The sequence below is a fragment of the Ruegeria sp. CDSA020 genome (assembly GCF_059612345.1).
In genome coordinates, this window is sequence record NZ_JBXWQK010000007.1 from 38,280 (window position 1) to 61,508 (window position 23,229).

General features: G+C 55.7%; 26 protein-coding genes. 17 read left to right on the forward strand and 9 right to left on the reverse strand.

The annotated features are described in order from the left end of the window. Positions 1-53 precede the first annotated feature (53 nt). Positions 54-737: a GntR family transcriptional regulator gene (locus AC2FJW_RS13765; protein WP_271949594.1), complete on the reverse strand. Its 684-nt coding sequence runs from the start codon at positions 735-737 to the stop codon at positions 54-56. 141 nt (positions 738-878) lie between these two features. Between AC2FJW_RS13765 and AC2FJW_RS13770 the strand changes: the two genes are divergently transcribed. The 5 genes from AC2FJW_RS13770 to AC2FJW_RS13790 all read left to right on the forward strand — a co-directional run bounded on the left by AC2FJW_RS13770 (position 879) and on the right by AC2FJW_RS13790 (position 6,164). Beyond that, a complete protein-coding gene (locus AC2FJW_RS13770) occupies positions 879-1,964 on the forward strand; it encodes a polyamine ABC transporter substrate-binding protein (protein ID WP_281995445.1) in 1,086 nt (361 codons plus the stop codon). A gap of 69 nt (positions 1,965-2,033) precedes the next feature. Then, entirely contained in the window at positions 2,034-3,161 is a 1,128-nt protein-coding gene (locus AC2FJW_RS13775; RefSeq protein WP_496750336.1) for an ABC transporter ATP-binding protein, read from the forward strand. Continuing rightward, positions 3,161-4,051, forward strand: coding sequence for an ABC transporter permease subunit (locus AC2FJW_RS13780; RefSeq protein ID WP_496750337.1), 891 nt, complete (start codon positions 3,161-3,163; stop codon positions 4,049-4,051). The genes AC2FJW_RS13775 and AC2FJW_RS13780 overlap by 1 nt, the downstream gene beginning before the upstream one ends. Then, complete coding sequence (locus AC2FJW_RS13785) at positions 4,048-4,866, forward strand: ABC transporter permease (protein ID WP_142637169.1); 819 nt, start codon at positions 4,048-4,050, stop codon at positions 4,864-4,866. Before AC2FJW_RS13780 ends, AC2FJW_RS13785 begins: the two co-directional genes overlap by 4 nt. Beyond that, positions 4,863-6,164 (forward strand): NAD(P)/FAD-dependent oxidoreductase, encoded by a 1,302-nt coding sequence (locus AC2FJW_RS13790; RefSeq protein WP_496750338.1) that lies wholly within the window; start codon positions 4,863-4,865, stop codon positions 6,162-6,164. The genes AC2FJW_RS13785 and AC2FJW_RS13790 overlap by 4 nt, the downstream gene beginning before the upstream one ends. A gap of 3 nt (positions 6,165-6,167) precedes the next feature. Here AC2FJW_RS13790 and AC2FJW_RS13795 read toward each other — a convergent pair whose 3' ends face one another. From AC2FJW_RS13795 to AC2FJW_RS13805, 3 genes are read right to left on the reverse strand one after another with little or no spacing between them, the layout of a single operon-like run. After that, positions 6,168-7,037 carry a phosphotransferase family protein gene (locus AC2FJW_RS13795; RefSeq protein ID WP_496750339.1) on the reverse strand — a complete coding sequence of 290 codons (870 nt, stop codon included), beginning with the start codon at positions 7,035-7,037 and terminating at the stop codon, positions 6,168-6,170. A 54-nt stretch (positions 7,038-7,091) separates the two neighbouring features. Beyond that, positions 7,092-7,757 carry a flagellar hook capping FlgD N-terminal domain-containing protein gene (locus AC2FJW_RS13800; RefSeq protein WP_496750340.1) on the reverse strand — a complete coding sequence of 222 codons (666 nt, stop codon included), beginning with the start codon at positions 7,755-7,757 and terminating at the stop codon, positions 7,092-7,094. A 2-nt stretch (positions 7,758-7,759) separates the two neighbouring features. Further along, the gene (locus AC2FJW_RS13805; protein ID WP_496750341.1) at positions 7,760-8,971 is read right to left on the reverse strand and encodes a flagellar hook-length control protein FliK; all 1,212 of its coding nucleotides are present in this window, start codon (positions 8,969-8,971) and stop codon (positions 7,760-7,762) included. Between the two features lie 112 nt (positions 8,972-9,083). On the opposite strand from AC2FJW_RS13805, the gene AC2FJW_RS13810 reads away from it, so the two are divergent. From AC2FJW_RS13810 to AC2FJW_RS13835, 6 genes are all read left to right on the forward strand, one after another. Continuing rightward, on the forward strand, positions 9,084-9,356 hold the full coding sequence (locus AC2FJW_RS13810) for a rod-binding protein (protein WP_142637161.1): 273 nt from the start codon (positions 9,084-9,086) through the stop codon (positions 9,354-9,356). Then, positions 9,349-9,708 (forward strand): flagellar biosynthesis protein FlgN, encoded by a 360-nt coding sequence (locus AC2FJW_RS13815; protein WP_271949607.1) that lies wholly within the window; start codon positions 9,349-9,351, stop codon positions 9,706-9,708. The genes AC2FJW_RS13810 and AC2FJW_RS13815 overlap by 8 nt, the downstream gene beginning before the upstream one ends. Positions 9,709-9,917: 209 nt before the next feature. Next, positions 9,918-11,165 carry a flagellin N-terminal helical domain-containing protein gene (locus AC2FJW_RS13820; RefSeq protein WP_271949609.1) on the forward strand — a complete coding sequence of 416 codons (1,248 nt, stop codon included), beginning with the start codon at positions 9,918-9,920 and terminating at the stop codon, positions 11,163-11,165. A gap of 77 nt (positions 11,166-11,242) precedes the next feature. Continuing rightward, positions 11,243-11,617, forward strand: a complete 375-nt coding sequence (flaF, locus tag AC2FJW_RS13825; protein ID WP_496694182.1) for a flagellar biosynthesis regulator FlaF — start codon at positions 11,243-11,245, stop codon at positions 11,615-11,617. Then, positions 11,617-12,018 (forward strand): flagellar biosynthesis repressor FlbT, encoded by a 402-nt coding sequence (gene flbT / locus AC2FJW_RS13830; RefSeq protein ID WP_271949613.1) that lies wholly within the window; start codon positions 11,617-11,619, stop codon positions 12,016-12,018. Before flaF ends, flbT begins: the two co-directional genes overlap by 1 nt. Next, positions 12,015-12,806 (forward strand): DUF1217 domain-containing protein, encoded by a 792-nt coding sequence (locus AC2FJW_RS13835; protein WP_496750342.1) that lies wholly within the window; start codon positions 12,015-12,017, stop codon positions 12,804-12,806. Before flbT ends, AC2FJW_RS13835 begins: the two co-directional genes overlap by 4 nt. A 49-nt stretch (positions 12,807-12,855) precedes the next feature. On the opposite strand, the gene AC2FJW_RS13840 is transcribed toward AC2FJW_RS13835, so the two are convergent. The 3 genes from AC2FJW_RS13840 to AC2FJW_RS13850 form a co-directional block, all read right to left on the reverse strand. Next, positions 12,856-14,427 carry a DUF427 domain-containing protein gene (locus AC2FJW_RS13840; RefSeq protein WP_496750343.1) on the reverse strand — a complete coding sequence of 524 codons (1,572 nt, stop codon included), beginning with the start codon at positions 14,425-14,427 and terminating at the stop codon, positions 12,856-12,858. Positions 14,428-14,509: 82 nt separating this feature from the next. Next, entirely contained in the window at positions 14,510-15,211 is a 702-nt protein-coding gene (locus AC2FJW_RS13845) for a winged helix-turn-helix domain-containing protein (protein ID WP_496750344.1), read from the reverse strand. Further along, positions 15,183-15,470 (reverse strand): hypothetical protein, encoded by a 288-nt coding sequence (locus AC2FJW_RS13850; protein ID WP_142637145.1) that lies wholly within the window; start codon positions 15,468-15,470, stop codon positions 15,183-15,185. The genes AC2FJW_RS13845 and AC2FJW_RS13850 overlap by 29 nt, the downstream gene beginning before the upstream one ends. Before the next feature lie 175 nt (positions 15,471-15,645). Between AC2FJW_RS13850 and AC2FJW_RS13855 the strand changes: the two genes are divergently transcribed. The 4 genes from AC2FJW_RS13855 to AC2FJW_RS13870 all read left to right on the forward strand — a co-directional run bounded on the left by AC2FJW_RS13855 (position 15,646) and on the right by AC2FJW_RS13870 (position 19,599). Continuing rightward, positions 15,646-16,134, forward strand: coding sequence for a hypothetical protein (locus tag AC2FJW_RS13855; RefSeq protein WP_496750345.1), 489 nt, complete (start codon positions 15,646-15,648; stop codon positions 16,132-16,134). 109 nt (positions 16,135-16,243) lie between these two features. Beyond that, positions 16,244-16,861, forward strand: coding sequence for a ribonuclease HII (gene rnhB, locus AC2FJW_RS13860; RefSeq protein ID WP_496677845.1), 618 nt, complete (start codon positions 16,244-16,246; stop codon positions 16,859-16,861). 106 nt (positions 16,862-16,967) lie between these two features. Next, positions 16,968-18,071 (forward strand): site-specific DNA-methyltransferase, encoded by a 1,104-nt coding sequence (locus AC2FJW_RS13865; protein ID WP_142637139.1) that lies wholly within the window; start codon positions 16,968-16,970, stop codon positions 18,069-18,071. Positions 18,072-18,216: 145 nt separating this feature from the next. Next, positions 18,217-19,599, forward strand: a complete 1,383-nt coding sequence (locus AC2FJW_RS13870) for an adenylate/guanylate cyclase domain-containing protein (RefSeq protein ID WP_496703285.1) — start codon at positions 18,217-18,219, stop codon at positions 19,597-19,599. Positions 19,600-19,683: 84 nt separating this feature from the next. Here AC2FJW_RS13870 and AC2FJW_RS13875 read toward each other — a convergent pair whose 3' ends face one another. After that, positions 19,684-20,820, reverse strand: coding sequence for an alkane 1-monooxygenase (locus AC2FJW_RS13875; protein ID WP_496750346.1), 1,137 nt, complete (start codon positions 20,818-20,820; stop codon positions 19,684-19,686). A gap of 58 nt (positions 20,821-20,878) precedes the next feature. Further along, positions 20,879-21,934 carry an A/G-specific adenine glycosylase gene (gene mutY / locus AC2FJW_RS13880; protein WP_496750347.1) on the reverse strand — a complete coding sequence of 352 codons (1,056 nt, stop codon included), beginning with the start codon at positions 21,932-21,934 and terminating at the stop codon, positions 20,879-20,881. An 81-nt stretch (positions 21,935-22,015) separates the two neighbouring features. Between mutY and AC2FJW_RS13885 the strand changes: the two genes are divergently transcribed. Both AC2FJW_RS13885 and AC2FJW_RS13890 read left to right on the forward strand, forming a co-directional pair. Beyond that, positions 22,016-22,522: a DUF721 domain-containing protein gene (locus tag AC2FJW_RS13885; protein WP_496677841.1), complete on the forward strand. Its 507-nt coding sequence runs from the start codon at positions 22,016-22,018 to the stop codon at positions 22,520-22,522. A 14-nt stretch (positions 22,523-22,536) separates the two neighbouring features. Next, positions 22,537-23,199 carry a DsbA family protein gene (locus tag AC2FJW_RS13890; RefSeq protein ID WP_496677840.1) on the forward strand — a complete coding sequence of 221 codons (663 nt, stop codon included), beginning with the start codon at positions 22,537-22,539 and terminating at the stop codon, positions 23,197-23,199. Positions 23,200-23,229: the final 30 nt, after the last annotated feature.

A 23,229-nucleotide genomic window follows, 5' to 3' on the forward strand; every position in this document is an offset into this window, starting at 1 on the left:
ATTGGCAGCTACAATATGATCAAATTTTTTCCTGTCAATCGAATCGGACAGATCTAAGCGTTGACTAAGGCGTCTGCCATCAGCTCCATGCCCTGTTCGATATCTTGTGCGGTTGCTTTTGCTGCCATATCCGCGTCCTGATTGCGCAACGCCGAAATGATATCCTTGTGGCGGTCCGGCAGGCTCTGAGTGCCGAATCTACCGCATACAACGCGCAAAGACGGCCCGAATCTAAGCCACAGGCGCTCGGCCAGATCATTGAGAATCGGGGCATTTGCATGGCCGTAAAGCGTTTCGTGAAACCGGTGGTTGAGGCGCAGATAGCCGCTAACGTCTCCGTCGCTGATAGTGCGATCCAGACGTTGGTCGATCTGCTCAAGATGATCAATGTCCTGAGGTGTCACATTCGCAGTTGCACGCCTCGAAAGCTCTGATTCTATTTTGATTCTTGAATAAATCATCTGTTCGACGTCGCCGTCGGTCAGAAGAGGAACACTCACTCGGCGGTTGCCCTGAAACACCAGAGCACCATCGGATATCAGGCGTCTGATAGCCTCCCGCACAGGGGTCATTCCAACACCCAGCGAATCAGTGAGACCCTGGATCGTGACGGGTTGCCCCGGCACCAATTCACCGTACATGATTTGTGATCTGAGGGTATTATAGACCTGTTCATGCGCAGGTCGTTTTTCACGCGCACCGTCAGTGCTGGATGCCTTATTTTTGATCAAATCCAAGTGGTTTGCCCTGTTTCCCGCTATGTTGACTTGTCAGGTTTCTGACCTCGTGAAACCATACGACGGATCGTGCGAAAACGCAAAACTTGATCAAATCCAAAAAAACGGGAAAATAGCGCGTACACTTGCAGGGAGAATAATATGACAATCAAAACGCTGACCATGACAGCGGTCATCGCATTGGGGACTTCGGCGGCCTTCGCTGAAGAGGTGCGTGTTTACAACTGGTCCGACTATATCGACGAAGAGCTTCTGACAAAGTTCGAGGAAGATACCGGTCTGACTCTGATTTATGATGTTTTTGACAGCAACGAGGTATTGGAGACCAAGATGCTGGCCGGTGGATCAGGCTATGACGTGGTGGTGCCTTCGGGTACTTTCCTTCAGCGTCAGATCCAGGCTGGAGCCTTTCAGGCGCTTGACGCTGCACAGCTGTCGAATTCAGGCAATCTGTGGGATGTGATTCAGGAACGTACTGCCGGGTATGATCCGGACAACGCCTATTCTATCAACTACATGTGGGGCACAACCGGGCTTGGTGTAAATGTTGGAAAAGTGCAGGAAGCGTTGGGCGAGGATGTTGCGCTGAACAGCATGGATCTGGTTCTGAAACCCGAGAATATGGAGAAACTTGCATCCTGCGGCGTACATTTCCTGGATGCTCCGGCAGAAATCATTCCGATGGTTCTGCAATATCTGGGTGAAGACCCGGACAGCCATGACAAAGATGTTATTGGCAAGGCCGAGGCGGTTTTGACCAGCGTTCGACCGCACATTCAGAAGTTCCACAGCTCGGAATATATCAACGCATTGGCCAATGGCGACATCTGTGTCGCCGTGGGGTGGTCGGGTGATATCCTGCAGGCCCGCGATCGTGCGGCCGAAGCCGATAATGGTGTTGAAATTGAGTACCATCCCTTTGCTGAAGGGTCGTTGATGTGGTTCGACCAGATGGCGATTCCGGCTGATGCTCCGAACCCGGAGGGTGCGCATAAATTCCTGAATTTCATTCTGGATGCCAACAATATGGCGGCGGCCTCGAACTATGTTTACTACGCCAATGGCAACAAGGCTTCGCAAGAACTTCTTGAGGAAGACGTGATCGGTGATCCGGCCATTTATCCGGATGATGCGACCATGCAGAACCTCTATATCACGACGCCTTACCCGTCGAAGATACAGCGGGTCGTGACCCGTTTGTGGACCAAGATCAAATCGGGCACCTGATCCGGCTTGTTTCAGCAGGGCGGACCAACCGCCCTGCCATTCTTTTCAGATTGCCGAACGGGGGCCGTTTTGAACTCTACTGTTTTTGTGCCGTGGGAAGACCCACAGGCGAAACCTCTGATCCAGTTCCAGAATGTCACCAAACGGTTTGGTGAGTTCACGGCCATCGACAATCTGTCCTTGGATATATTTGAGAAAGAATTCTTTGCTCTGCTAGGGCCCTCGGGCTGCGGCAAGACCACGATGATGCGAATGTTGGCCGGGTTTGAAAAACCGACCGAAGGGCATATTCTGCTGGGCGGGCAGGATATAGATCCCATTCCACCGAACAAACGGGCTGTGAACATGATGTTCCAATCCTACGCGCTGTTTCCGCATCTATCTATCTGGGAAAACATCGCCTTTGGTCTGCGTCGGGACAATATGCCAAAGCATGATCTTATGGATCGTGTCGAAGAGATGTTGCGCCTGACCCGGCTTGAACAATTCGCCCGTCGCAAACCGCACCAGATCTCTGGTGGTCAGCGTCAGCGCGTGGCGCTTGCGCGATCCCTGGCCAAAGCGCCGAAGCTGCTGTTGCTGGACGAACCTTTGGGGGCGCTGGATAAGAAATTGCGACAGGATACGCAGTTCGAGCTGATGGATATTCAGGAAAAGACCGGCACCACCTTTGTGATCGTGACCCATGATCAGGAAGAGGCGATGACCGTGGCCAGCCGGGTTGCGGTAATGGATCAGGGTAATCTGATACAAGTGGCGACACCCGACCGGATTTATGAGAATCCCAGTTCGGTCTATGTTGCCGATTTCATTGGCGACGTGAACATCATCCAGGGCCGGGCCACGGCAAGCGCCGATGAGACCTATCAGATTGATTGGGCTGAAGGTCAGGCACCTTTGACTGCGTCCTCGACCACAGAGTTTTCGAACGGCCAGCTCTGTCATCTGGCGATCCGCCCCGAGAAGGTGATGATCTCGGTTGATCGTCCAGCGGATGCAATCAACGCAGTGCAGGGCAAGGTGCTTGACATTGCCTATCTGGGCAATCTGTCCACTTATCACGTCGAACTGAATAACGGCACGATTATCAAGGCGCAGACGGCAAATACCCGTCGCATTTCGCGTCGTTCCTTTACATGGGAAGACCCGGTCTGGCTGTCCTGGACAGCCACCGCCGCGGTTCTTTTGGCGGATTGATGCGCCGCGCCCTTCTGATCGCCGTCCCGTATGTCTGGCTTTTGGCGCTGTTTCTGGTGCCATTTTTCATCGTTCTGAAAATCTCGCTTTCGGACACGGAACTGGCCATCCCGCCTTACACGCCGACACTGGATTTATCTCATGGCTGGGCCGGGCTCAGGGATTTCTTCAGCCAGCTGGATTTTGAGAATTTCGTCTGGCTAACCGAAGATGACCTGTATTGGAAAGCTTACCTGTCCAGCGTCAAAATCGCGTTGATTTCAACCATACTGACTTTGCTGGTGGGGTATCCTATCGCGTATGGCATGGCCCGCGCACCGGCTGAGTGGCGCCCGACGTTGATGATGCTGGTTATCCTGCCGTTCTGGACGTCGTTCCTGATCCGGGTCTATGCTTGGATGGGTATTCTCAGCAACGAAGGTTACCTGAACCAACTGCTGCTGTGGACGGGCATCATCTCGACCCCGCTGACCATTCTGAACACCAACACAGCTGTCTATATCGGTATCGTCTATACCTATCTGCCCTTCATGATTCTGCCGATCTATTCCGCGCTTGAACGAATGGACGAGTCGCTGATCGAGGCCGCAGAGGATTTGGGCTGTTCGCGTATTCAGGCCTTCTGGCTGATAACAATCCCTTTGTCACGCCCGGGTATCATCGCGGGTTGTTTCCTGGTGATGATTCCGGTGATCGGCGAATTTGTGATCCCATCATTGCTCGGAGGATCCGGGACATTGATGATCGGCAAAGTGTTGTGGGAGGAGTTCTTCTCGAACCGCGACTGGCCGGTGGCCGGTGCCGTGGCAGTTGTGCTGTTGCTGATCCTTGTGATTCCCATCGTGCTGTTCCAGCGCAACCAGCAGAAACAGACGGAGGCTGAGCAATGAACAGGTTAAGCTGGTTCAACGTCGTCTCGTTGACGCTTGGTTTCGCGTTTCTCTATATCCCGATGCTCATTTTGATCATCTTCTCTTTTAACGAAAGCAAACTGGTCACGGTTTGGGCTGGATTTTCGACCAAATGGTATGGTGAGTTGGTCCAGAACGAAGCGTTTCTTGATGCTGCCTGGGTCACCTTGCGGGTTGCAGTATTCTCGTCGACCCTGGCTACCATTCTGGGTACGGCGGCGGCTTATGTGCTGGTACGCGGTGGGCGGTTCTTTGGCCGGACTCTGTTTTCGGGCATGATCTATGCGCCTCTTGTGATGCCCGAAGTGATCACTGGCCTGTCGCTTTTGCTGCTGTTCATCGGAATTGGACTGGACCGGGGTATTTTGACCATCGTGCTGGCACATACGACCTTTTCAATGTGCTTCGTGTCGGTTGTTGTATCCTCACGTCTGGTCACGTTTGACCAGTCTCTGGAAGAGGCAGCGTTGGATCTTGGGTGCTCACCCGCACAAGCCTTCCGTCTTGTCACCCTGCCGATCATCGCCCCGGCGGTGATTTCAGGCTGGCTATTGGCTTTTACGCTGTCGCTGGATGATCTGGTGATCGCATCATTCACATCGGGCCCGTCAGCCACGACTCTGCCGATCAAGATTTTCTCAGCTGTGCGGTTGGGCGTCAGCCCTGAAATCAATGCGCTATCCACGATCATGATTGCGGTCGTGACGGTCGGTGTCATAGCAGCATCTTTGGTCACCAAGCGCGCGATGGTCCGGCAGAAACAGGATGAGATGGCGGCAGTGCGTGCGGAATGAAACGCCTGTTCCCTGAGTATACCTATGGATCTGGACCGCGATCAGGGTGCTGGTGGGATGAAACTATCGCAGCACCGGACTGGCCGGTGTTGCAGGATGATCTGAGCGTGGATGTCGCCATCATCGGCGGCGGGTTCACAGGTGTTACAGCCGCGCTTTTCCTGGGGCAGGCAGGCCTATCCGTCGCAGTTCTCGAGGCGGAGACGCCGGGGTGGGGTGCCTCGGGTCGCAATGGTGGGTTTTGCTGCCGAGGTGGGTCAAAGCTGAGCGATCGTGGCATGGCTCGGCGATATGGGGTCGAGGGGGCCGAAAGCTTTGCCCGGGCCGAAGTGGATGCGGTCAATCTTGTCGCCGACCTGCTTGAGGCGCATCAGATCGAAGCGGACGTTCATTCCAAGGGCGAGACCGCCCTGGCCCACACCGCCCGCGCCATGGAGAAATTGCGACGCTCGGCGGATGACGGGGGCTGCTTGCATGAGGCGGCCGACCTGCCCGGGCTCGGGTTGGGAGGGGATTTTTTCGGGGGCTATAGCGTGCCGGTCGGATTTGGTCTGAACCCCCGGAAATACCTGTTCGGCATTGCAAATGCGGCCGCTTCCGTTGGGGTCCGATTTTTTCAGAAAACCATGGCCAGAGACATCACCAAAACCAGCGCGAGCTTTGATGTTCGAACCGGGTCAGGGCGGATCAAAGCGTCGAATGTACTGATCTGCACCAACGGATATTCCAGTGAAAATATGCCTGAATGGCTGTCTGGGCGCTATATGCCAGCGCAATCAACCGTTCTGGTGACCCGCCCATTGACCGAGGCTGAGGTGTCGGCGCAGGGCTGGACCTCGGATCAGATGTCTTACGATACACGAAATCTTCTGCACTATTTTCGTCTTATGCCGGATCGACAGTTTCTGTTTGGGATGCGCGGTGGCCTGCGCTCATCACCTAAGGCCGAGGCTGCGATCCGCCAAAAGGTGCAGCGTGATTTCAAGGCCATGTTTCCGGCATGGGCCGATGTGGACGTGACCAATATGTGGTCAGGGATGGTGTGCCTTACCCAGGACCTGACGCCGTTCGCAGGGCCCGTTCCGGGTCAGAATGGGATGTTTGCCGGGCTGGCCTATCATGGAAACGGTGTCGCGATGGGTACCTATTGTGGGCGGGCGCTTAGTCGCATGGTGCTTGGACAGGATGCGGAATTGCCTGAGCCAATGGCCCGACCCCCGCGGCGTTTTCCACTTGGGTCCTGGCGGCGGGCTCTGATGCCGCCAGCCTATGCGCTAATGGCACTGGCCGACCTCTGACATTCACAAAGCGGCCAGTTCCAGCTCGAGCCCTTGTTCATAATCTGGTGCCCCATGTTCTGCGCGCCATAGGCAGTAGGCCGCCATCCTCCACCCGTACCAGCGGCGTAAAGACCGGTAGCGGTTTACGGTTTCCTGCCGGTCATACGCCGAAAGAAAGGACTTTTGCTCTTCAACGGTCAAAACCGCACCTCTGTAAAGATATTGCATGGCGGGTGACAGGAACAGCGCAAGGTCCTCGCAAGGATCACCAACGGCTGGGCATTGCCAGTCAATCAGCGTCAGACCAGAGGATGCGACGAGGATGTTTCCCGCCACCGGGTCGCCGTGAATCAGGCAAGTATGATCCGACCGGAAAATATGATGCTGTGGTTGCATCTTTTCCAGCTGAGTCCGTCGATCCGATGTGCACATCGCCAGAATGCTTTGACCATGTTCGGCCAGATCTGCGCTACCGTTTTTACCGGCGGGTGCGTTCTCTATGTTTGGGTTGAGCGAATGCAGGCGGTGCAGCAACCGGGCCACTGGGGCCGGGTCAGACCGCCAGGGGGTGCCCTGTGCGTGGTCGTAGAACACCCAATATCCGTTGTCATGTTGTCCCGTTGCCCGCAATCGCGGCACAACCCCAGAAGAAGCCAGTGCCCGCAGACAGGCGGCCTCCAATGCGGGATCGTTGCGAAACAATGGGTTTTCCAGGTCCGAGCGGTACAGTTTCAATACTTGATCACTGTCGTCGCCCAGCACCTTCCACACCCGGTTTGTCCTGCCACCATACAGAGTTTCGAACTGTGCCCCAGCGCTGGCAAATCCGAGCCTGACAAGTTGAGCAACAAGGTCGCGCGGTGGGGACGGTATTTGAGGCAGGGAGATCACCAATCAGTCAACGAGTCGGGCATTGCCTTGGTTTCGCCTGTCGTTAACCGTAGATCAAGCTCCTGTTCGCACCGCAGTGACTATTCCTGCTGGCACCACCTCTCCTCCAGCGAGCGTCAGCAACACTGCATCAGTGCCGACCTGCGCCTCCAGAACCTGATTATAAGCTGCGGCGATGCGTTCAGACAGCAGTTCATCGCCCTCATAACTTTCCATTGTTGCGGTATAATTTCCTGTCGGTAACGGGGTGCCGTCGTCATCGGTTCCGGCCCAGACAAACTCGGATTCCGTCGTTGAAACAGCGATGCGTTCAACGACCTCGTCGGACTCGTTGCGGATCACCATATAGGCGCTGTCCGCCCCGGGGTCGGCCTGCGCATACAGCGTTTCTGGTGAACCGTCGAAATGAAAGGCCGAGGCGGTTCGCACATCCATCCCGACCCAGCTGGCAAGCTCTTCAAGGTTGACGCTACCAAGTGAATAGGCAAGCGCAGTAAGCAGATCGTTGGTTTGAACCTGCTGCTCGACCATCGAGAATTGAGCCAGTTGCGAGGCGTATTCCGATGAATCCAGCGGCTCCAGCGGGTCTTGGTTGCGGGCCTGGGCGGTCAGCATCAGAAGGAAGGTTTCAAAATCCGAGGCCAGGCCGGATGTTCCAGATTTCGCCGAAGACTGTGCCTGCGCGGCGGTAGAGCTTGTATTCTGTGCGGGTGTGATCATGCTCAAAGCCTCATATCAACGCGGCCACTATGGCCGATCCGGGTTAAGACCGGCTCGCTGGCCTGATCCATTTCGGTCTGGGTTGTATTCAGACCGGAATCTGCGTGTCTATCCGCGCTTTCGGACTGGCCGTCTGACGAACCACCCAGATTGAAAGACAGATCGCCAAGCCCGAGGTTTTTGAACTCAGTCTCAAGAACCGAAAGATGTCGCCTCATCATTTCCAGAGTTTCCGGCCGCTCGGCTGCGATCGTCATCTGCAACCCGTCTTCCCGGCCATTCATGACGATTGAGATCTTGCCCAGCTCTTCCGGATTCAAGGTCAGTTCAATCGTGCCGGATTGTGGTCTTGCATGTATCGCAGCGGCCATCTGCCCCGCGATTGCCCGCGCCGTTTCTGCCCGTGCTGAGGTTAAAAAGTGCTGATGGCTTGCTGACGTATCTCGTGCCGTTGAAAATGGCTGGCTTTCGCGCGCGGGCAGAATCCCCTCGGCATCCGGGTCTGATACCAAATCAACGTCCTGCACCTTGGCAGACGCCATCAGTTGTATTTGAACAAATGTCGGAACGGATTGCGTTGTCGGCGGTGAACCGGTGGCTTTGGGAGCCCGAGCCGCATCGGGTGTATCTCGCGAAACCAGCTTTGGTTCTGGCACTTCGGGTTTTTCGGACGCAGAATCCGAGGGTATCGACGCCTTGGTCCGATAGCCCTTTGCAATAGCGGTTTGCGTCAGATTGTGTTCCGGGTTTTGCTGAGCGGTTTTCGCCTGCAACAAAGCCGGAACCTCAGATCGGGCGCGTTGCGCCGCGTTTCCAAGCGCATCACCCCGAGGATCGGGGGTCGCATTGTTTGGCGCTGCGAGTATTACGGCCTTGTCAGGTTCGGGCAGCGATGCCGGCGTTTCCTCAGGTGCCATCTCTTCGTCCTGCGCCGGCGCGCGGGTGGGCGGGTCAGTTACAGGTTTTCCCGACAGGCTGGTCGCAAGATCAACAGAGTCTTCTTCGACCACATCCTCTTCAACCTGCACCTCGGCATTAATGGTCAGTTCGGGCACGTCCTCATTCAAGCTGTCACCTTCGGAACGCTGCAATTCCTGCTCCATTACCTCAGCAAAGGTGTCAGCCCCTTCCGAGATTGGGTGTCCCTTGGCGGCAGTTTCAGATTTTGCGGCGCTGGCGGTCGAGGATGTGGACAATATAAGAGGGTTGGGCATTTTGCTCCGGCTCCGGTTTGCGTAACCAGGAATTTGCCCGCAGGAAGTTACGTTTATTTTAACCGCTTTCATATTTGATCCAGAAAGTTCGATGCAATTTTCGGAGAAAGCGATGAAGCTATCTGGTATTCCAGCGGCGCCGCAGCCCTTGTCTGTTGAGCAAAAGCTGAAAGATGCTGCGGTAGAGCTTGAGGCGGCGTTCCTGTCTGAAATGCTTAAGTCCGCAGGTCTGGGCGAATCCCGAGATTCGTTCGGCGGCGGTGCGGGTGAAGACCAGTTTTCATCGTTTCTTGTTCAGCAGCAGGCACTGCAGCTTGCCAGGTCCGGCGGTGTTGGCCTGTCCGAAATCCTGTTTCAGTCCATGATGGAGAATACCAATGCCTAACAAGTCTGAACATGACCTGATCAAATCTCTTGAAGAAGTTCTGGACCTTGAACGCAACGCCTTGGTGACCGGGGATCTGGATCGGTTGAATCACATGGTCCCGGAAAAGGAAAAGCTGATCGGTGCGATCAATGATCTTGAGGTGATTGATAGTGATGAACTGATCGGGGTTCAAAAGAAAGTCGACCGGAATCAGGCTCTGCTGAACAATGCGGCCGAAGGGATTCGGGCGGTTGCCGGGCGCATGGCTGAACTGCGCCGAGTGCGTCAGGAATTCAGTACTTATGGAGCGGATGGGCAACGCAGCGATTTTACCGTTCGCAGTCACGCAAAGCTGGAAAAGCGGGCCTAGCGCGAGGATTGAATCAAATCCGAGCTTTCTGATTTTCGAGTCTTAGCACTCCGTTAGGAGATCGGCGTCAAAGGTGATCCTGCATCTGGAAACTCAGATGGCGCGAAAAGCCCGACGGCGGGTCGCAGTGATCAGAAAGACGTCAAAGCCCGTACATGTTGCGGGGTAAGCAAGGGCGCAAAAGGCCCGAACGGAAAAGGAAGAAAGCTATGTCCAGCATTCTGACAAACAACGGCGCAATGGTTGCGCTGCAAACCCTGAAATCGGTCAACAGGAACCTGGCGCAGACCCAGAACGCGATTTCGACCGGTAAAGACGTCGCCACAGCCAAGGACAATTCAGCCGTCTGGGCGATTTCCAAAGTCATGGAGTCGGACGTTAAGGGGTTCAACGCCATCAAAGACAGTTTGGCACTGGGTGAATCGACCGTTGCGGTGGCCCGGAACGCGTCCGAGACAGTCACTGACCTGCTGTCCCAGATGAAAGAGAAGATCGTTGCGGCACAGGAAGACAATGTTGACCGCGGCAAAATCAATGACGACGTGACTGCTCTTAAAGATCAGATCGCATCGGTGGTTGGAGCGGCGCAGTTTAACGGGCTTAACCTGGTTGACGGGTCGGCGGGTACAGCCTCGATCCTGTCGTCTCTGGATCGTGACTCCAGTGGCAACGTAACCGCATCTTCGATTTCGGTGGCCTCGCAGAACCTGTCCACAGGTGGGTATGCCAGCAAAGGTGTTCTGGCCGGCTCGGACAACGTCACAACCGACAATGACGCCGCGGGCTTCACGATGGACAAAGCTGGTGGAACCGGCGACATCGTGGTGGACAGTTCAACGGACAACTTTGCTGCTGGTGACAAGATCTCTATCACTATTGGTGACAAGGTTGCGTCCTACACGGTGCAAGCTGCTGATCTGGACCCATCTGGAACATATGACGCCGCTTATACGGATGCCATTGTTGCCGTTGGCCTGAAAAATCAGATCGATTCCCTGGGGATCACGGGTGTCGCAATCGACTATGACTCGGCCAACCCGGGCACTTTGACATTTGTAACCGGTGCTGCGACGGCTGGTGCCGACGCTGATCGGGACGTTACTGTCTCGGCGCAGTTCACCAATGCCAATGCAGGTGGCCTGGGGGCGTTGGCTTCGATTGATGTTTCGACAGATGCTGGTGCTCAGGCGGCGCTGGGTACTATCGAGACCTTGATCGACACGTCCATTGATGCATCTGCGGCGTTCGGTTCGTCTCAGGGCCGGATCGAAACGCAGAAAGAATTCATCTCGAATCTTTCTGACTCGTTCAAGTCCGGTATCGGAGCGCTGGTTGACGCTGATATGGAAGAAACCTCGGCCCGTCTGCAGGCCCTGCAGGTACAGCAGCAACTGGCAACGCAGTCGTTGTCGATTGCCAACCAGGCGCCGCAGTCGATCCTGTCGCTGTTCCGCTAAGTTCAGGACCCTGGCCGGGGCGTGGAAACGCGCCCCGGCTTTGACCGCCGTAAGACGGCCTTTTGGAAGGATTTCAAGTGACACCGCAAACTCTTGCACAACGCGTCTATGCGCAGACCGCTGCTCCGACGCGCACACCGCGTGATACGGAATATGAGGCGATTTCCAAGATCACGCATCGGTTGAAGGCTGCGGCCGCGCGGCACAAAACCGACTTTGGAGCGTTTGTTCAGGCTTTGCATGAAAACCGGAGGCTTTGGTCTGTGTTGGCAAACGGGGTTGCCGATTCCGATAACGCCTTGCCGAATGACCTTCGCGCCCGGATTTTCTATCTAGCTGAGTTCACCGAACAGCACAGCAGCCAGATACTCAGCAATAAGGCTTCGGTAGAGCCCCTTCTGGAAATAAACATGGCCGTTCTCAAAGGCCTTCGGCAAATGGGTGCGAATTGATGGCGGGTTTGGTATTGAAGCTTGCCCCAAAAGAACGCGTGCTGATTAATGGTGTAGTTGTGGAAAACGGCGATCGTAGAAGTCGGTTTTCAATCATGACACCACAGGCAAATGTCCTGCGTTTGCGCGATGCGATACATCCTGATGAGGTGAACACACCCGTTCGCAGAGTGTGCTATGCGACGCAACTGGTTCTGTCTGGAGACATGGAAGCTGAAAGCGCCCGCCAACAACTGCTGCGTCGGGTGGAAGAGTTGAGCCAAGTGTTTACGGATGCGGACAGCCGCAGAGTTTTGGCCGAGGCAACCGAAGCCTTGTTGGCCGAGCAGTATTACAAATGCCTTAAATCCCTGCGTGCTCTGCTACCGCGAGAAGAGCGCCTCATGGCCTACCAGCAATGACCTTTCAGCCGGTCATACCCTCAGGTGGCATTGTTGGCTGGCGGTTCCTTCAACGCACCTACGAAGGCCAGTTGAACAGCTTTTCCTCTTCGTCGGTCAATGAGCGTGAGGCGACGTATTTCCGGGAAAACATCGGCAAGGTTCAGACGGCTGAAGATCTGGTTTCTGACCGCCGGCTGCTACAGGTTGCCTTGGGCGCATTTGGTCTGGAGAGCGACATCGACAACCGCTATTTCATCCAGAAAATCCTGTCAGATGGAACAAGCGCAGATGATGCATTGTCCAATCGCCTATCTGATAAAAGATACCGTGAATTCTCTGAGGCATTTGGACTGGGCCCTGGCGAAATTCGAAGAACCATTCTTTCGACATTTATGGAGGATATTGCCCGGGACAACGTGACCTCACGCTTTGAGGTCGCCGTGGGTGAACAGGACGAGTCAATGCGCATATCCCTGTATGCACAACATGCGCTGGCTGAGTTGGCATCGCAAGCCAGCAGTGGTGACACGAAATGGTTCGACTTGATGGGCCTTCCGCCGTTGCGAAAGATGATGGAGACGGCGCTTGGGTTGCCCTCAAGCTTTGGTCAGTTGGACATCGACAAGCAGCTTGAGGTGTTCAAGGATAGGTTGTCGAACCTGACTGGATCTGACGATTTAGCGCAGTTCGCGGATGAAGAGGCGATCGGGGAATTGACCGACAGATACCTTGCGCGCAGTCAGATCGCGCAGCTTCAAAGCACAATTTCCCCGGCCCAAACCGCGTTGCTTCTACTGGGCGGATAGTGCCGTCCCTATCGCAAGATGCGTGAGTATCAAACGCAACTTCGCGCGACTAGCCGTTCAGAATCGCGTCCGCCGAGGTTTTGAGCGCGTATGAGCACACGGGTTGTGACACGTTGTGCAGCTTGACCTCTCCAAGTGGCAAAGCGTCTGTACAGGCCGGCACGATGTCTTTGGTAACAACGATCCTGTGATTCACGATCTTGCTGTATTCCCCAAGCCGTGCGGCGACGTTTGCCGCTTGTCCGATGACGGTGAAGTCTAACCGTTCGCGCGACCCGATATTGCCGTAAGTTACGCGCCCATAAGCGACACCAATCGAACAGTCGCAATGCATGTCCGACCCGGACTTGCGCAGCTCTCCAAGCCTTTCAACGATTCCAACTGCTGATCGCTGCGCGTTTTCGCGGGCTAAGGTAGAATCTTCGCCTGCCGGGAATACAGCAAGAACAGCGTCCCCGATGAATTTTAGAACTTCACCACCGTTTTCGTCGACGATGTCCGAGACCGTTTCAAAGAAGTCATTCAGCAGATTGATATAGGCGGCGCGGCCCAACTTTTCTTCCAACAGGGTAGAATTGCGCAAGTCGCAGAACATGATGGCTGCATCAATCTCATCACCGTCGCCACGACGGATTTCTCCGCCCAGGACACGCGCGCCGGTCCGCTTTCCGACATAGGTTTCCAGCAATACCTGGGCGTTTTCGCGCTGCATGAAAACTTCGTAGAACCGGGCAATCACCGAGGAGCATTCGAACACCAGCCCAAGATTGGCCGTTGTGAACCCGTCGGGGTGATCGCAAGTCAGCGTCAAGACATTGGTGCGCCCGTCGGAAAATGGCAGGGGCATCGCGACATAGTCAGTCGCCCCTTTGGCGCGCAGGTCTTCCATGATTGGAAAGCTGTGCTGAGGGTTCTCGTCATTCAGCCTTTGGCGCACGCCGCCCATACCGTTGGACACGTGGCGCAGAGGGCTGTTGATATAGGCGGGGTGGTCGTGGATTTCATAGGTGGGCACATTGGTCGAAATCTCGGCTTCACCCTTTTCCCAAATATAGTGTTTGCCCGCGATCAACGGATGTAGGGACCAGGCAAGGATACTGAGGCGCTGAATGGCAATTCCATGTTCCAGCATCTTCTCGGCCAGCGCTTTGGTGAATGCTTCGGGCGTGCTGAGATCACTGGCCCCCCGCATCAGCCAATCAATCAGCGGCCCGCTGATATTGCCGTCTTCCGGGTTGCGCAGGTTGTTTTCACCCAGCTCAATCCGCGTATATGCGGTGGGCATAAAGCCGATATGGCCCTGGATCGCGGCGCTTTCGGGCAGGGCATTCTCGTAAGCCCAGACGGAGTTGGCCAATCGTTGATCCGCCAGAACGACATCGTGGTAAGTGGCGGTGCCTTTGAACGGGCAGAATGTCTGAAGTTCGGTCTCATCGCTGAGATCGACATGTACATCCTGACGGGGGATGTAGATCATCGGCGGCAACCGAGTTTCGTACATTACCTTGGCATCAAAGCTTTCAGCCAGAAGGATCTCATCCCGGTAGATTGCGATACGGCCGACAAGTGGTTCGACCGAGATCCCATAGCCTTTGATATTTGGAGTCACGTGAACGTTCATAATCATCCTCCCCGGCACGGGTCTTTATAGGATGGGCGTTTGATCCGTGTTTTCCAAGGGGCAGAGCAGGATTTTCCCAATATCAAATCATCTGAATGACATCTTTTTCGATCGACAACATATAGCCTTTTTTAGCAATGTTCTTGACCAGCAACTCGCTGACCATCTGATTGCCCAAAGCATCGCGCAGGCGCTTGATCCGCGTCGCGCCAGCAGCCTCGTCACAATCAGCTGTGCTTTTGCCGGAAATCATCGCCTCGATCTGAATGCCGGATAGAACCTCGTCATCCAACCGGGATTCGGCAAGAACTGACAGGGTTTCCATCGCCGACGCTGTCAGTTTGAAATCCATGTTATTGAGATAGACGGTATTCTCTTCCCGGCTGATCAAAAGTGAAGTGACCTGAATCCCAGTGCGCTCAATCTGTGCCATGCGTCGGTTCAACAGCACCAGCATGACCAGAAACACCAGCGCAGCAATCAGCATTGCAGTGGCGAAAACCAGCAAAACAAAGATAACCATGCGGTAACTGGACAATGTATCGGCAAAGGCAGTGCCGGACTGGGCCAGAACCTCGAGTAGGCGAATCTCGGTCAGCGAGGTCAGATCACTCTCGACGAACAGACGTTCGACGCGGGCATTGAACGCGTTTGCATCTGGCAATGTCCACAACAGAAAGGCGGCAGAGGCCACAAGTATGACAACGATTACCGTGATGCCCGCGCCAACCAACCTGACGCCCGAGCGCCGTGCCTCAGTAACGGAGATAGAATTTTCCGGCATTGGCCTTCCTTTTATCCAACCCTTCCGGTCCAAAAACGGACATGACGTTCAGCAGGGTCCAGCCCGAGCCGCGCAGCCGTTGCGCGACCTCTTTTTTGGCTTTTCCTTTGCCGCAGGACGAAACCTGCATGACGCCATAATGCAGGCGCAACGGATTGTCCTGCTTGGCCTTGTAATCGGCATAGCAGTCCGCTGCTGACGCCATGGAGCCAAGCGATATCAGGGCCCCGATGGCCAGAGAAGAGAGGATCTGTTTCATAGGCTGCATCCTGCGCATGGCTTTGGTTGATATTCAATAACGCAAAGGGGTTTCGCGGTCTGATATCGGATAACAAAACGGCGTTATTGCTTGTCTGAAGGGGACGCCCCCAATGTCAGGTCATCGAATTTACGGACTGTCATCACGTCCACCGAGTACCCGAAAGGACAGCACCATGCATAAGAAATTCATCGCTCTGATCATCGCCTCTGCAGTCGCAATCACCGGCGTTTCTGCATCCCAGGCCCGTGCCGCTGATGCAGAAGATATTCTTGGCGGGCTGGCGGCGATTGCCTTGATTGGCGCTGCCATCCATCATTTTGACAAGCAAGGCGACAGCAAAAAGGTTACCCGCAACTACAACCACGTGTATCAGGCCCCCAAACAGCACATCCAGAGGACCCCCAGGCATCGGCCGAACCATATCCGTCCCTTGCCCGAGCGTGTTGCGCGCTATAGTCTGCCGCAACGGTGCCTGGAAACCTTCAAGGGCTATGGCAAAAAGCGCCCGCTTCTGGGGACGCGCTGCCTAGATAAGCACTACAGATACGCCAATAGCCTGCCCAAAAAGTGCAAGGTCGGTTTCTGGAATGGCAATAAGGTCAAGCGGGCCTATGAACCCGCCTGCCTGCGCCAACAGGGATACCGCGTCGTTTACAAGTAATACGGTTCGAGCAGGAGTGGTGCCTTAGAAGCATCACGTCGGAGAGGGCAGCGATTGCTGTCCTCTCTTTTTTCTTGCGCAATGGGGGAAAACAGGATTTTCCCAAAACATGACCACACCAGATTATGAGATTGAAAAAGCCGCGCTTGCGCAGGGATATCTGCGGATTGCCGGCGTCGATGAGGTTGGGCGGGGGCCGCTGGCCGGTCCTGTTGTGGCTGCTGCAGTGATCCTGAATCCTGCGGAAATTCCCCAAGGTCTGAACGATTCAAAGAAACTCTCGGCCAAGCGCCGGGCCGCATTGGATACTGCCCTGCGTGGCTGCGCCGAATTCGCGGTGGCCGAGGCTTCGGTGGCCGAGATTGATGAGCACAACATCTTGCGTGCCTCGCATCTGGCGATGGAGCGCGCGGTGGCGGCGCTGGATCCCCCCCCGGATTATCTGTTGATCGACGGAAATATGATTCCGCGCGGACTGGCCATTCCGGCGCAGGCAGTGGTCAAAGGCGATGCCCATTCCGTGTCGATCGCCGCAGCTTCGATCCTTGCCAAAAACTGGCGCGATCAACTGATGGTGGATTTGGCGCAACAGCATCCGGGATACGGCTGGGAGACAAATGCCGGTTATCCGTCAAAACAACACAAGGATGCGCTGCGAAATCTTGGTGTGACCCCTCACCATAGAGTTTCGTTCAAGCCCGTCCACAATATGTTGTATCAAGAGTAAATCGTAAGCCGCTGATTCAAAAAAGAAATTGACGGCGAATCGTCTTTGACTCATCCTTGTCTCAACCAAATGAGCGCATAAGCGCCGTGGAACTTGAGGCAGCGATATGACAACGACCACCAAAAAGGGCGCGACAGCGCTCCCTGTAAACACGATTCTATCCGGGGACTGCATCGAAGTGATGAACAGTCTGCCCGAGGCATCGGTTGACCTGATTTTTGCCGATCCCCCATATAACCTGCAGTTGAAAGGGCAACTGCACCGCCCCGATAACAGCCAAGTGGATGCAGTCGATGATCACTGGGACCAGTTTTCCAGCTTTGGCGTCTACGACCAGTTCACGCGGGAATGGCTGAAGGCGGCCCATCGCCTGCTGAAGCCCAATGGCGCGATCTGGGTGATTGGATCGTATCACAACATTTTCCGCGTTGGGTCTGCGTTGCAGGATGCTGGGTATTGGATCCTCAACGATGTAGTTTGGCGCAAATCGAACCCGATGCCGAATTTCCGTGGCAAGCGGTTCACCAATGCGCATGAGACAATGATCTGGGCCTCCAAGCGTGAAGGGGCGAAATACACCTTCAACTATGAGGCACTGAAAGCGTTGAACGAAGGCGTCCAGATGCGCAGCGACTGGGTGCTGCCGATCTGCACTGGCCATGAACGGCTCAAGGATGAAAACGGCGACAAGGCGCATCCGACGCAGAAACCGGAATCATTGCTGCACCGCGTGCTGGTTGGATCAACCAATCCGGGTGACGTTATTCTGGACCCGTTCTTTGGCACCGGGACTACGGGGGCCGTGGCCAAGATGCTGGGTCGCGAATTCATCGGGATCGAGCGCGAAGAAAGTTATCGCAAAGTGGCTGAAAAGCGCATCGCGAAAGTGCGTAAATTCGACCGCGAGGCGCTGGAGGTCAGCGCCAGCAAACGCGCCGAGCCACGCGTGCCCTTTGGCCAGTTGGTCGAGCGAGGCATGCTACGCCCGGGCGAGGAACTCTATTCCATGAACCAGCGTCACAAGGCCAAGGTCCGCGCCGATGGGACACTGGTGGGGCAAAATATCAAGGGTTCGATCCATCAGGTTGGCGCCCATCTCGAGAATGCGCCCTCCTGCAACGGCTGGACCTACTGGTGCTTCAAGCGCGACGGCAAAACCGTGCCGATCGACGTCTTGCGTCAGCAGATCCGGTCCGAGATGCACAACTGATAGACCAATACCGCCGGTGCCTGTGGCCTGACACAAGGCACTAAGCCTTGCCCCGCCGATCAACGGCGGGGTCTTTTGTTTCTTTCCCTGATGAGTTCCGATATGAGCCTAATGAAGCAATCGGCGCAGTGTAGGAGCTTTCGCAATGTCGGACACAGCAGCCAGCGAACCTCGGGCTAGGCGGTTCTTTTTCACCCGTCCGAACGAAGTAGAAATCGAGAATAAATACACCGAAGCTGCGCTGGAACGGCACAAGCGCGAGGGGCTGGAGCTTGCTGTCCGGGCCCGCTGGATCGCAATGGGTCTGACTGGCCTTTTGCTGATATACCTGAACCCGCATTGGGAGGTCCTTTGGTATCATTTCATCCTTTTGCTGATTTGCGCAAATGGTTGGATGATCCGACGGGCAGGCCGTGTGGGGCAATCTCGGACAGAGCTGCTACTAATCTTTGTTGACCTTTTGATTATGACTTTGGGAATGATCATTCCCAACCCGTTCAGCGATGATGTGCGCCCATTGGCAATGCAATTCCGGTTTGACAACTTTCAGTATTTCTTCGTCATTCTTGCAGCAGGAACCATGGCCTATTCCTGGCGCACGGTGATTGCCATAGGCACATGGACTGCAATAATCTGGACTACCGGATGGGTGATCGCCTGGTGGGTTGCGTTTCCGATTCCCGGCATAAGTGAGAAAGTGGCCGAGGCCTTGCAGGGGTATCCGGATGTAGCCGAGATGTTGGATCCAAATAGTTTCAGATCTTCGATCCGAATCCAGCAAGTGATTGTGTTCTTGATGGTGGCGGTGACGCTGGGCGTGTCGATGCGGCGGCTCAATCATTTGCTGATGACCAATGCTGGGTTGGAACGGGAACGAGCGAACCTGTCGCGATATTTCTCACCAAATGTGGTGGAGGAACTGAGCCAAAATGATGATCCGCTCAAACAGGTGCGAAAAGAGAATGTTGCAGTGCTCTTCATCGATATTGTGGGGTTCACCAAATATGCGGCGGGTCGTGATCCTTATGACGTGATCGAGGTGCTGCGTGGATTTCACGCCAGGATGGAGGCCGAAGTGTTCCGCCATCATGGGACATTGGACAAGTACTTGGGCGATGGTCTTATGGCAACTTTCGGGACCCCGGTGACGACACCGTTGGATGCGACCAACGCGGTATCCTGCGCGCGCGGCATGGTGACTGTGATTGACCGGTGGAACATAGAACGTAGACGTGCCGGAGAGCCCGAGATTCATGTTGGCATCGGTGTCCATTATGGCTCGGTTGTTCTGGGGGATATTGGCGCCAACCGTCTGGAATTTGCTGTGATCGGTGATGCGGTAAATGTCGCTGCGAAACTTGAGGCAATGACCCGCGAGCTGCAGGCCCGGATCGTGCTGAGTGATGCGGTGCGCCTGCAGCTTGAGCAGGAAGGGAGCAGTGCCTCCGAACTGACAGCCGAATTTACCGAAAACAAGGGCCACCCTGTGCGCGGTGTTGAATACCCGATGGATATTTGGGTGATGTAGCTCAAGGCTCTCTCGTCGATGGATCACGCATCAAAGACGCAGGGCCAGTCGTTGGGCCGGGCAGCGCGCCGAGGCGCGCTGCGGTCAGGGCCCTGGCATCGGGTTTTGTGACTTGTTGTAGGGTTGCCAGTCTGTGACTTCGGGGTAGTACCTGCGCCGCCAATCCTGCACACGGGGGTTCATGACACGCCGCCAGAGCGGTGGGATCATCGCGGCGATCGTCATCACTGGGTATCCGTAGGGCAGTTGCGGTGCGGTGTTCTGATCGTGATGTTGAAGCAGTGGAAATCGACGGTTGGGTTTGTAGTGATGGTCCGAGTGGCGCTGTAGATTGATCAGCAGCCAGTTCGACGCTTTTTGCGACGCGTTCCACGAATGACAGGGCAGGACGTGTTCGTATTTCCCCTGGCCCAGATATTTTCGGGTCAGCCCGTAATGCTCGACATAGTTCACCAGTTCAAGCTGCCAGATGGCGACGCCGGCCTGGATTAGGAACAGGACAAGGCCGGACCATCCTCCAATCAAACCTGCCAGGGTCAGCATACCACACTGTAACATCCAATACCGCCAGAACGGGTTTGTGCGGTCGGTCCAGGGGCGGTCTTTGCGGGCCAGCTTCTCGCGCTCGGCGTGGAACGCGGAGGCCAGGCATTGCCACAGGACGCGCGGGTAGAACCGGTGAAAGCCCTCGTTATACCGCGCGGTGACCGGGTCGCGGGGGGTTCCGACATAGCGGTGGTGAACCAGTAAATGTTCGGATCGGAAGTGCGAGTACAGGACCATGGCCAGCAGTATGTCTCCCAGCCCGCGCTCCAGCCGGCCCTGCTGGTGCATCAGTTCGTGGCTGTAGTTGATTCCAATCGTCCCCGAGATCACACCCATGCCAAAGAACAGGCCGATCTTTTCTGGTGAAGACAGGTGAGAGCTGTGCGTCACATACCAAAGCAGCCCGTAAAGGGTCAGGAACTGTACCGGAACCCAGGCTTTGGTCAGCAGGATATACCAGCGCAACATGCTGTCCGGCGTCTCTGGGTCCGCATTTTCGAGGTCGAGCCCGGTGAGCTGATCCAGCGCGGCAAATATCCACCATGTTGAAAGCGGCACCAGCAGGACCCACCAGCCACCCACAAAGGCCGTGGCCCAAATCAATGGAATCAGCAAAAACGAGACCCAGAATGGAAGGGTGGATTGCCAGCGAGTCAATGTTTCAGATGCGATCATCAAAAGCTCCGGTCGACGCGGGACAGACTATCCGCAGGTCGTGTTTCAGCATAATGTGTTACTGGTTGCGCCAGAGGTCAAATGCCTTGCGCATGACCGTCGGCAGATCGCTAGGCCGAAAGGCATGTTTATCAAGCAAGATCACGTCCTCCGGTGCCGCAACGGGCGGTAAAGAGGTTGCCCAAACCTGCAGGATCAGGTGGAAATGCGTGAACGTGTGGCGCACTTCGCCCGGTAGAACGCGCCAGTCCGCCGCAAATGGCGCGGTGTCAGACGGCGCATCGGACCATTCGGATCCCGGCCATCCCAGCATACCGCCCAAAAGCCCTTTGTCTGGGCGGCGTTCAAGCAACATCGCCCCGTCCGCTGTCTGGGTGATGTAGACATGGCCATAACGTGTGGGTTTTGGCTTTTTCGGTGTTTTGCGGGGCAGATCGGCCTGGGTACCCGCAGCGCGGGAGCGGCAACGCGTGCGCATTGGACATTTCCCGCATGCCGGGGATCTTGGGGTGCAGACAGTCGCACCCAGATCCATCACGGCCTGCGCATAGTCGCCCGGACGCACCGCTGGGGTCAATGCAGCTGCCCGTTGCTTGAGTTGTGGTTTTGACCCCGGCAGCGGATCGTGAATGTCGTATAGGCGGGCCATGACACGTTCGACATTGCCGTCCAACACGGTTTCCGGACGATCAAAGGCAATGGCTGCAATCGCGGCGGCTGTATACGGGCCTATGCCCGGCAGGTTCAGCAGCTCATCGTGTGAGTCGGGAAAACAGCCATCATGACTTTCAGCCACAACGCGCGCGCATTTCAGCAGATTGCGGGCGCGGGCATAATATCCCAGACCGGCCCATTCCCCCATGACCTGCTCGTCAGGCGCTGCGGCCAGTGATTCAACTGTCGGCCACCGGGATGTGAACCGCAGGAAATAGTCGCGCACCGCTGCCACAGTTGTCTGCTGTAGCATGACTTCGGACAGCCAAACCCGATAGGGGTCAGGACGCATTCCGGAAGACCTATCGGCAGGACCAATGCGCCATGGCATTTCACGAGCATTGCGGTCGTACCAGGCCAGCAACTCATCGCTGAAGTCAATTTCGTGGGTGTCACGCAAGTTTTACATATCTCCTTGTCGGGTTTCGCTGGCGCCCGGTGTTCTGCCCTTTACAATAGAGAGACAGGAGTTGGAAACCAGATGCAGCCCAGACGTTCTTCGACACGCGGATTTAAACGTACTGCGACATTGCTGAACGGCCAGATCAGGCGCGCCGGGGAAAGCCGGGGATTCGCCGTTTCACGCCTGTTGACCCATTGGGCCGAGATCGTGGGGCAGGATGTGGCCTCGATCGCGCGGCCGGTTAACGTGGGCTATGGCAAGGGCGGTATGGGGGCCACACTGACGGTGCTGACCACCGGCCCGCAGGCGCCGATGCTGGAAATGCAGAAGGAACAGCTGCGCGGTAAGGTGAATGCGGTCTATGGCTATAATGCCATCAGCCGGGTGCGCATCACCCAGACGGCTCCGACAGGATTTGCCGAGGGGCAGGCCAGCTTCGACCACAAGCCGAAACAGGTGAAACCCACAATCGAACCAGAAATTGCAGCCGAGGCAGATCGGGCTGCGCAGGGCGTCCATGATGGCGATCTGCGTACAGCCCTTGAACGTCTGGGCCGTAACGTTTTATCCAAGCAAAAACGCTGAGAAAGGGCTGATTCATGAGCCGTATTGCAATCGGAATCTGCGCGGCTGTCGCCATAGCCGCAGGTGGCTATTGGCTGTCGCTGTCAAATTCCTCTCCGTCCAACCCGCTGGTCAGCAGCGCCGAGGCACAACAGGCCGATCTGGACACTTCGACCATCATCGAAATGGTGCAAGGGTCCGCGGACGCGCCCGTCGAGATCATCGAATATGCGTCCTATACCTGTCCGCATTGCGCGAGTTTTCATCAGGGGCCGCTGAAGAAAATCAAAAAGGACTACATCGACACCGGCAAGGTCAAGTTTACCTACCGCGAAGTGTATTTTGACAAATACGGACTTTGGGCCTCGATGGTCGCGCGCTGCGGCGGCCCCGAGAAGTTCTTCGGCATCTCCGACTTGATCTACAAGGATCAGGCTGAATGGACCCGTGCCGGTGGACCTGCGGAGATCGTGGATGAACTGCGCAAGATCGGACGTTTAGCTGGGATCACCAATGACCAGCTTGATGCTTGCCTGCAGGACGGAAATCGTGCGCAGACCTTGGTGGCTTGGTATCAGGAGAACGCAGAACGCGACGACATCAGAGCAACCCCATCCTTTATTGTGAACGGTAAGAAGGTCGACAATCAGTCTTATGAAGAATTCAAAAAGCTGATCGACGCCGAACTGGGCAGCTAAATCCAAACACGACCGGCCTGTCAGGGCCGG

What these genes read in the sequence shown, in the direction of transcription:
- AC2FJW_RS13770 (WP_281995445.1), top strand. Translation starts at nt 879, where the DNA reads ATGACAATCAAAACGCTGACCATGACAGCGGTCATCGCATTGGGGACT.
- AC2FJW_RS13780 (WP_496750337.1), top strand. Translation starts at nt 3,161, where the DNA reads ATGCGCCGCGCCCTTCTGATCGCCGTCCCGTATGTCTGGCTTTTGGCG.
- AC2FJW_RS13785 (WP_142637169.1), top strand. Translation starts at nt 4,048, where the DNA reads ATGAACAGGTTAAGCTGGTTCAACGTCGTCTCGTTGACGCTTGGTTTC.
- AC2FJW_RS13790 (WP_496750338.1), top strand. Translation starts at nt 4,863, where the DNA reads ATGAAACGCCTGTTCCCTGAGTATACCTATGGATCTGGACCGCGATCA.
- AC2FJW_RS13800 (WP_496750340.1), bottom strand. Translation starts at nt 7,757, where the DNA reads ATGATCACACCCGCACAGAATACAAGCTCTACCGCCGCGCAGGCACAG.
- AC2FJW_RS13805 (WP_496750341.1), bottom strand. Translation starts at nt 8,971, where the DNA reads ATGCCCAACCCTCTTATATTGTCCACATCCTCGACCGCCAGCGCCGCA.
- AC2FJW_RS13810 (WP_142637161.1), top strand. Translation starts at nt 9,084, where the DNA reads ATGAAGCTATCTGGTATTCCAGCGGCGCCGCAGCCCTTGTCTGTTGAG.
- AC2FJW_RS13815 (WP_271949607.1), top strand. Translation starts at nt 9,349, where the DNA reads ATGCCTAACAAGTCTGAACATGACCTGATCAAATCTCTTGAAGAAGTT.
- AC2FJW_RS13820 (WP_271949609.1), top strand. Translation starts at nt 9,918, where the DNA reads ATGTCCAGCATTCTGACAAACAACGGCGCAATGGTTGCGCTGCAAACC.
- flbT (WP_271949613.1), top strand. Translation starts at nt 11,617, where the DNA reads ATGGCGGGTTTGGTATTGAAGCTTGCCCCAAAAGAACGCGTGCTGATT.
- AC2FJW_RS13835 (WP_496750342.1), top strand. Translation starts at nt 12,015, where the DNA reads ATGACCTTTCAGCCGGTCATACCCTCAGGTGGCATTGTTGGCTGGCGG.
- AC2FJW_RS13840 (WP_496750343.1), bottom strand. Translation starts at nt 14,427, where the DNA reads ATGAACGTTCACGTGACTCCAAATATCAAAGGCTATGGGATCTCGGTC.
- AC2FJW_RS13845 (WP_496750344.1), bottom strand. Translation starts at nt 15,211, where the DNA reads ATGCCGGAAAATTCTATCTCCGTTACTGAGGCACGGCGCTCGGGCGTC.
- AC2FJW_RS13850 (WP_142637145.1), bottom strand. Translation starts at nt 15,470, where the DNA reads ATGAAACAGATCCTCTCTTCTCTGGCCATCGGGGCCCTGATATCGCTT.
- AC2FJW_RS13855 (WP_496750345.1), top strand. Translation starts at nt 15,646, where the DNA reads ATGCATAAGAAATTCATCGCTCTGATCATCGCCTCTGCAGTCGCAATC.
- rnhB (WP_496677845.1), top strand. Translation starts at nt 16,244, where the DNA reads ATGACCACACCAGATTATGAGATTGAAAAAGCCGCGCTTGCGCAGGGA.
- AC2FJW_RS13865 (WP_142637139.1), top strand. Translation starts at nt 16,968, where the DNA reads ATGACAACGACCACCAAAAAGGGCGCGACAGCGCTCCCTGTAAACACG.
- AC2FJW_RS13870 (WP_496703285.1), top strand. Translation starts at nt 18,217, where the DNA reads ATGTCGGACACAGCAGCCAGCGAACCTCGGGCTAGGCGGTTCTTTTTC.
- AC2FJW_RS13875 (WP_496750346.1), bottom strand. Translation starts at nt 20,820, where the DNA reads ATGATCGCATCTGAAACATTGACTCGCTGGCAATCCACCCTTCCATTC.
- AC2FJW_RS13885 (WP_496677841.1), top strand. Translation starts at nt 22,016, where the DNA reads ATGCAGCCCAGACGTTCTTCGACACGCGGATTTAAACGTACTGCGACA.
- AC2FJW_RS13890 (WP_496677840.1), top strand. Translation starts at nt 22,537, where the DNA reads ATGAGCCGTATTGCAATCGGAATCTGCGCGGCTGTCGCCATAGCCGCA.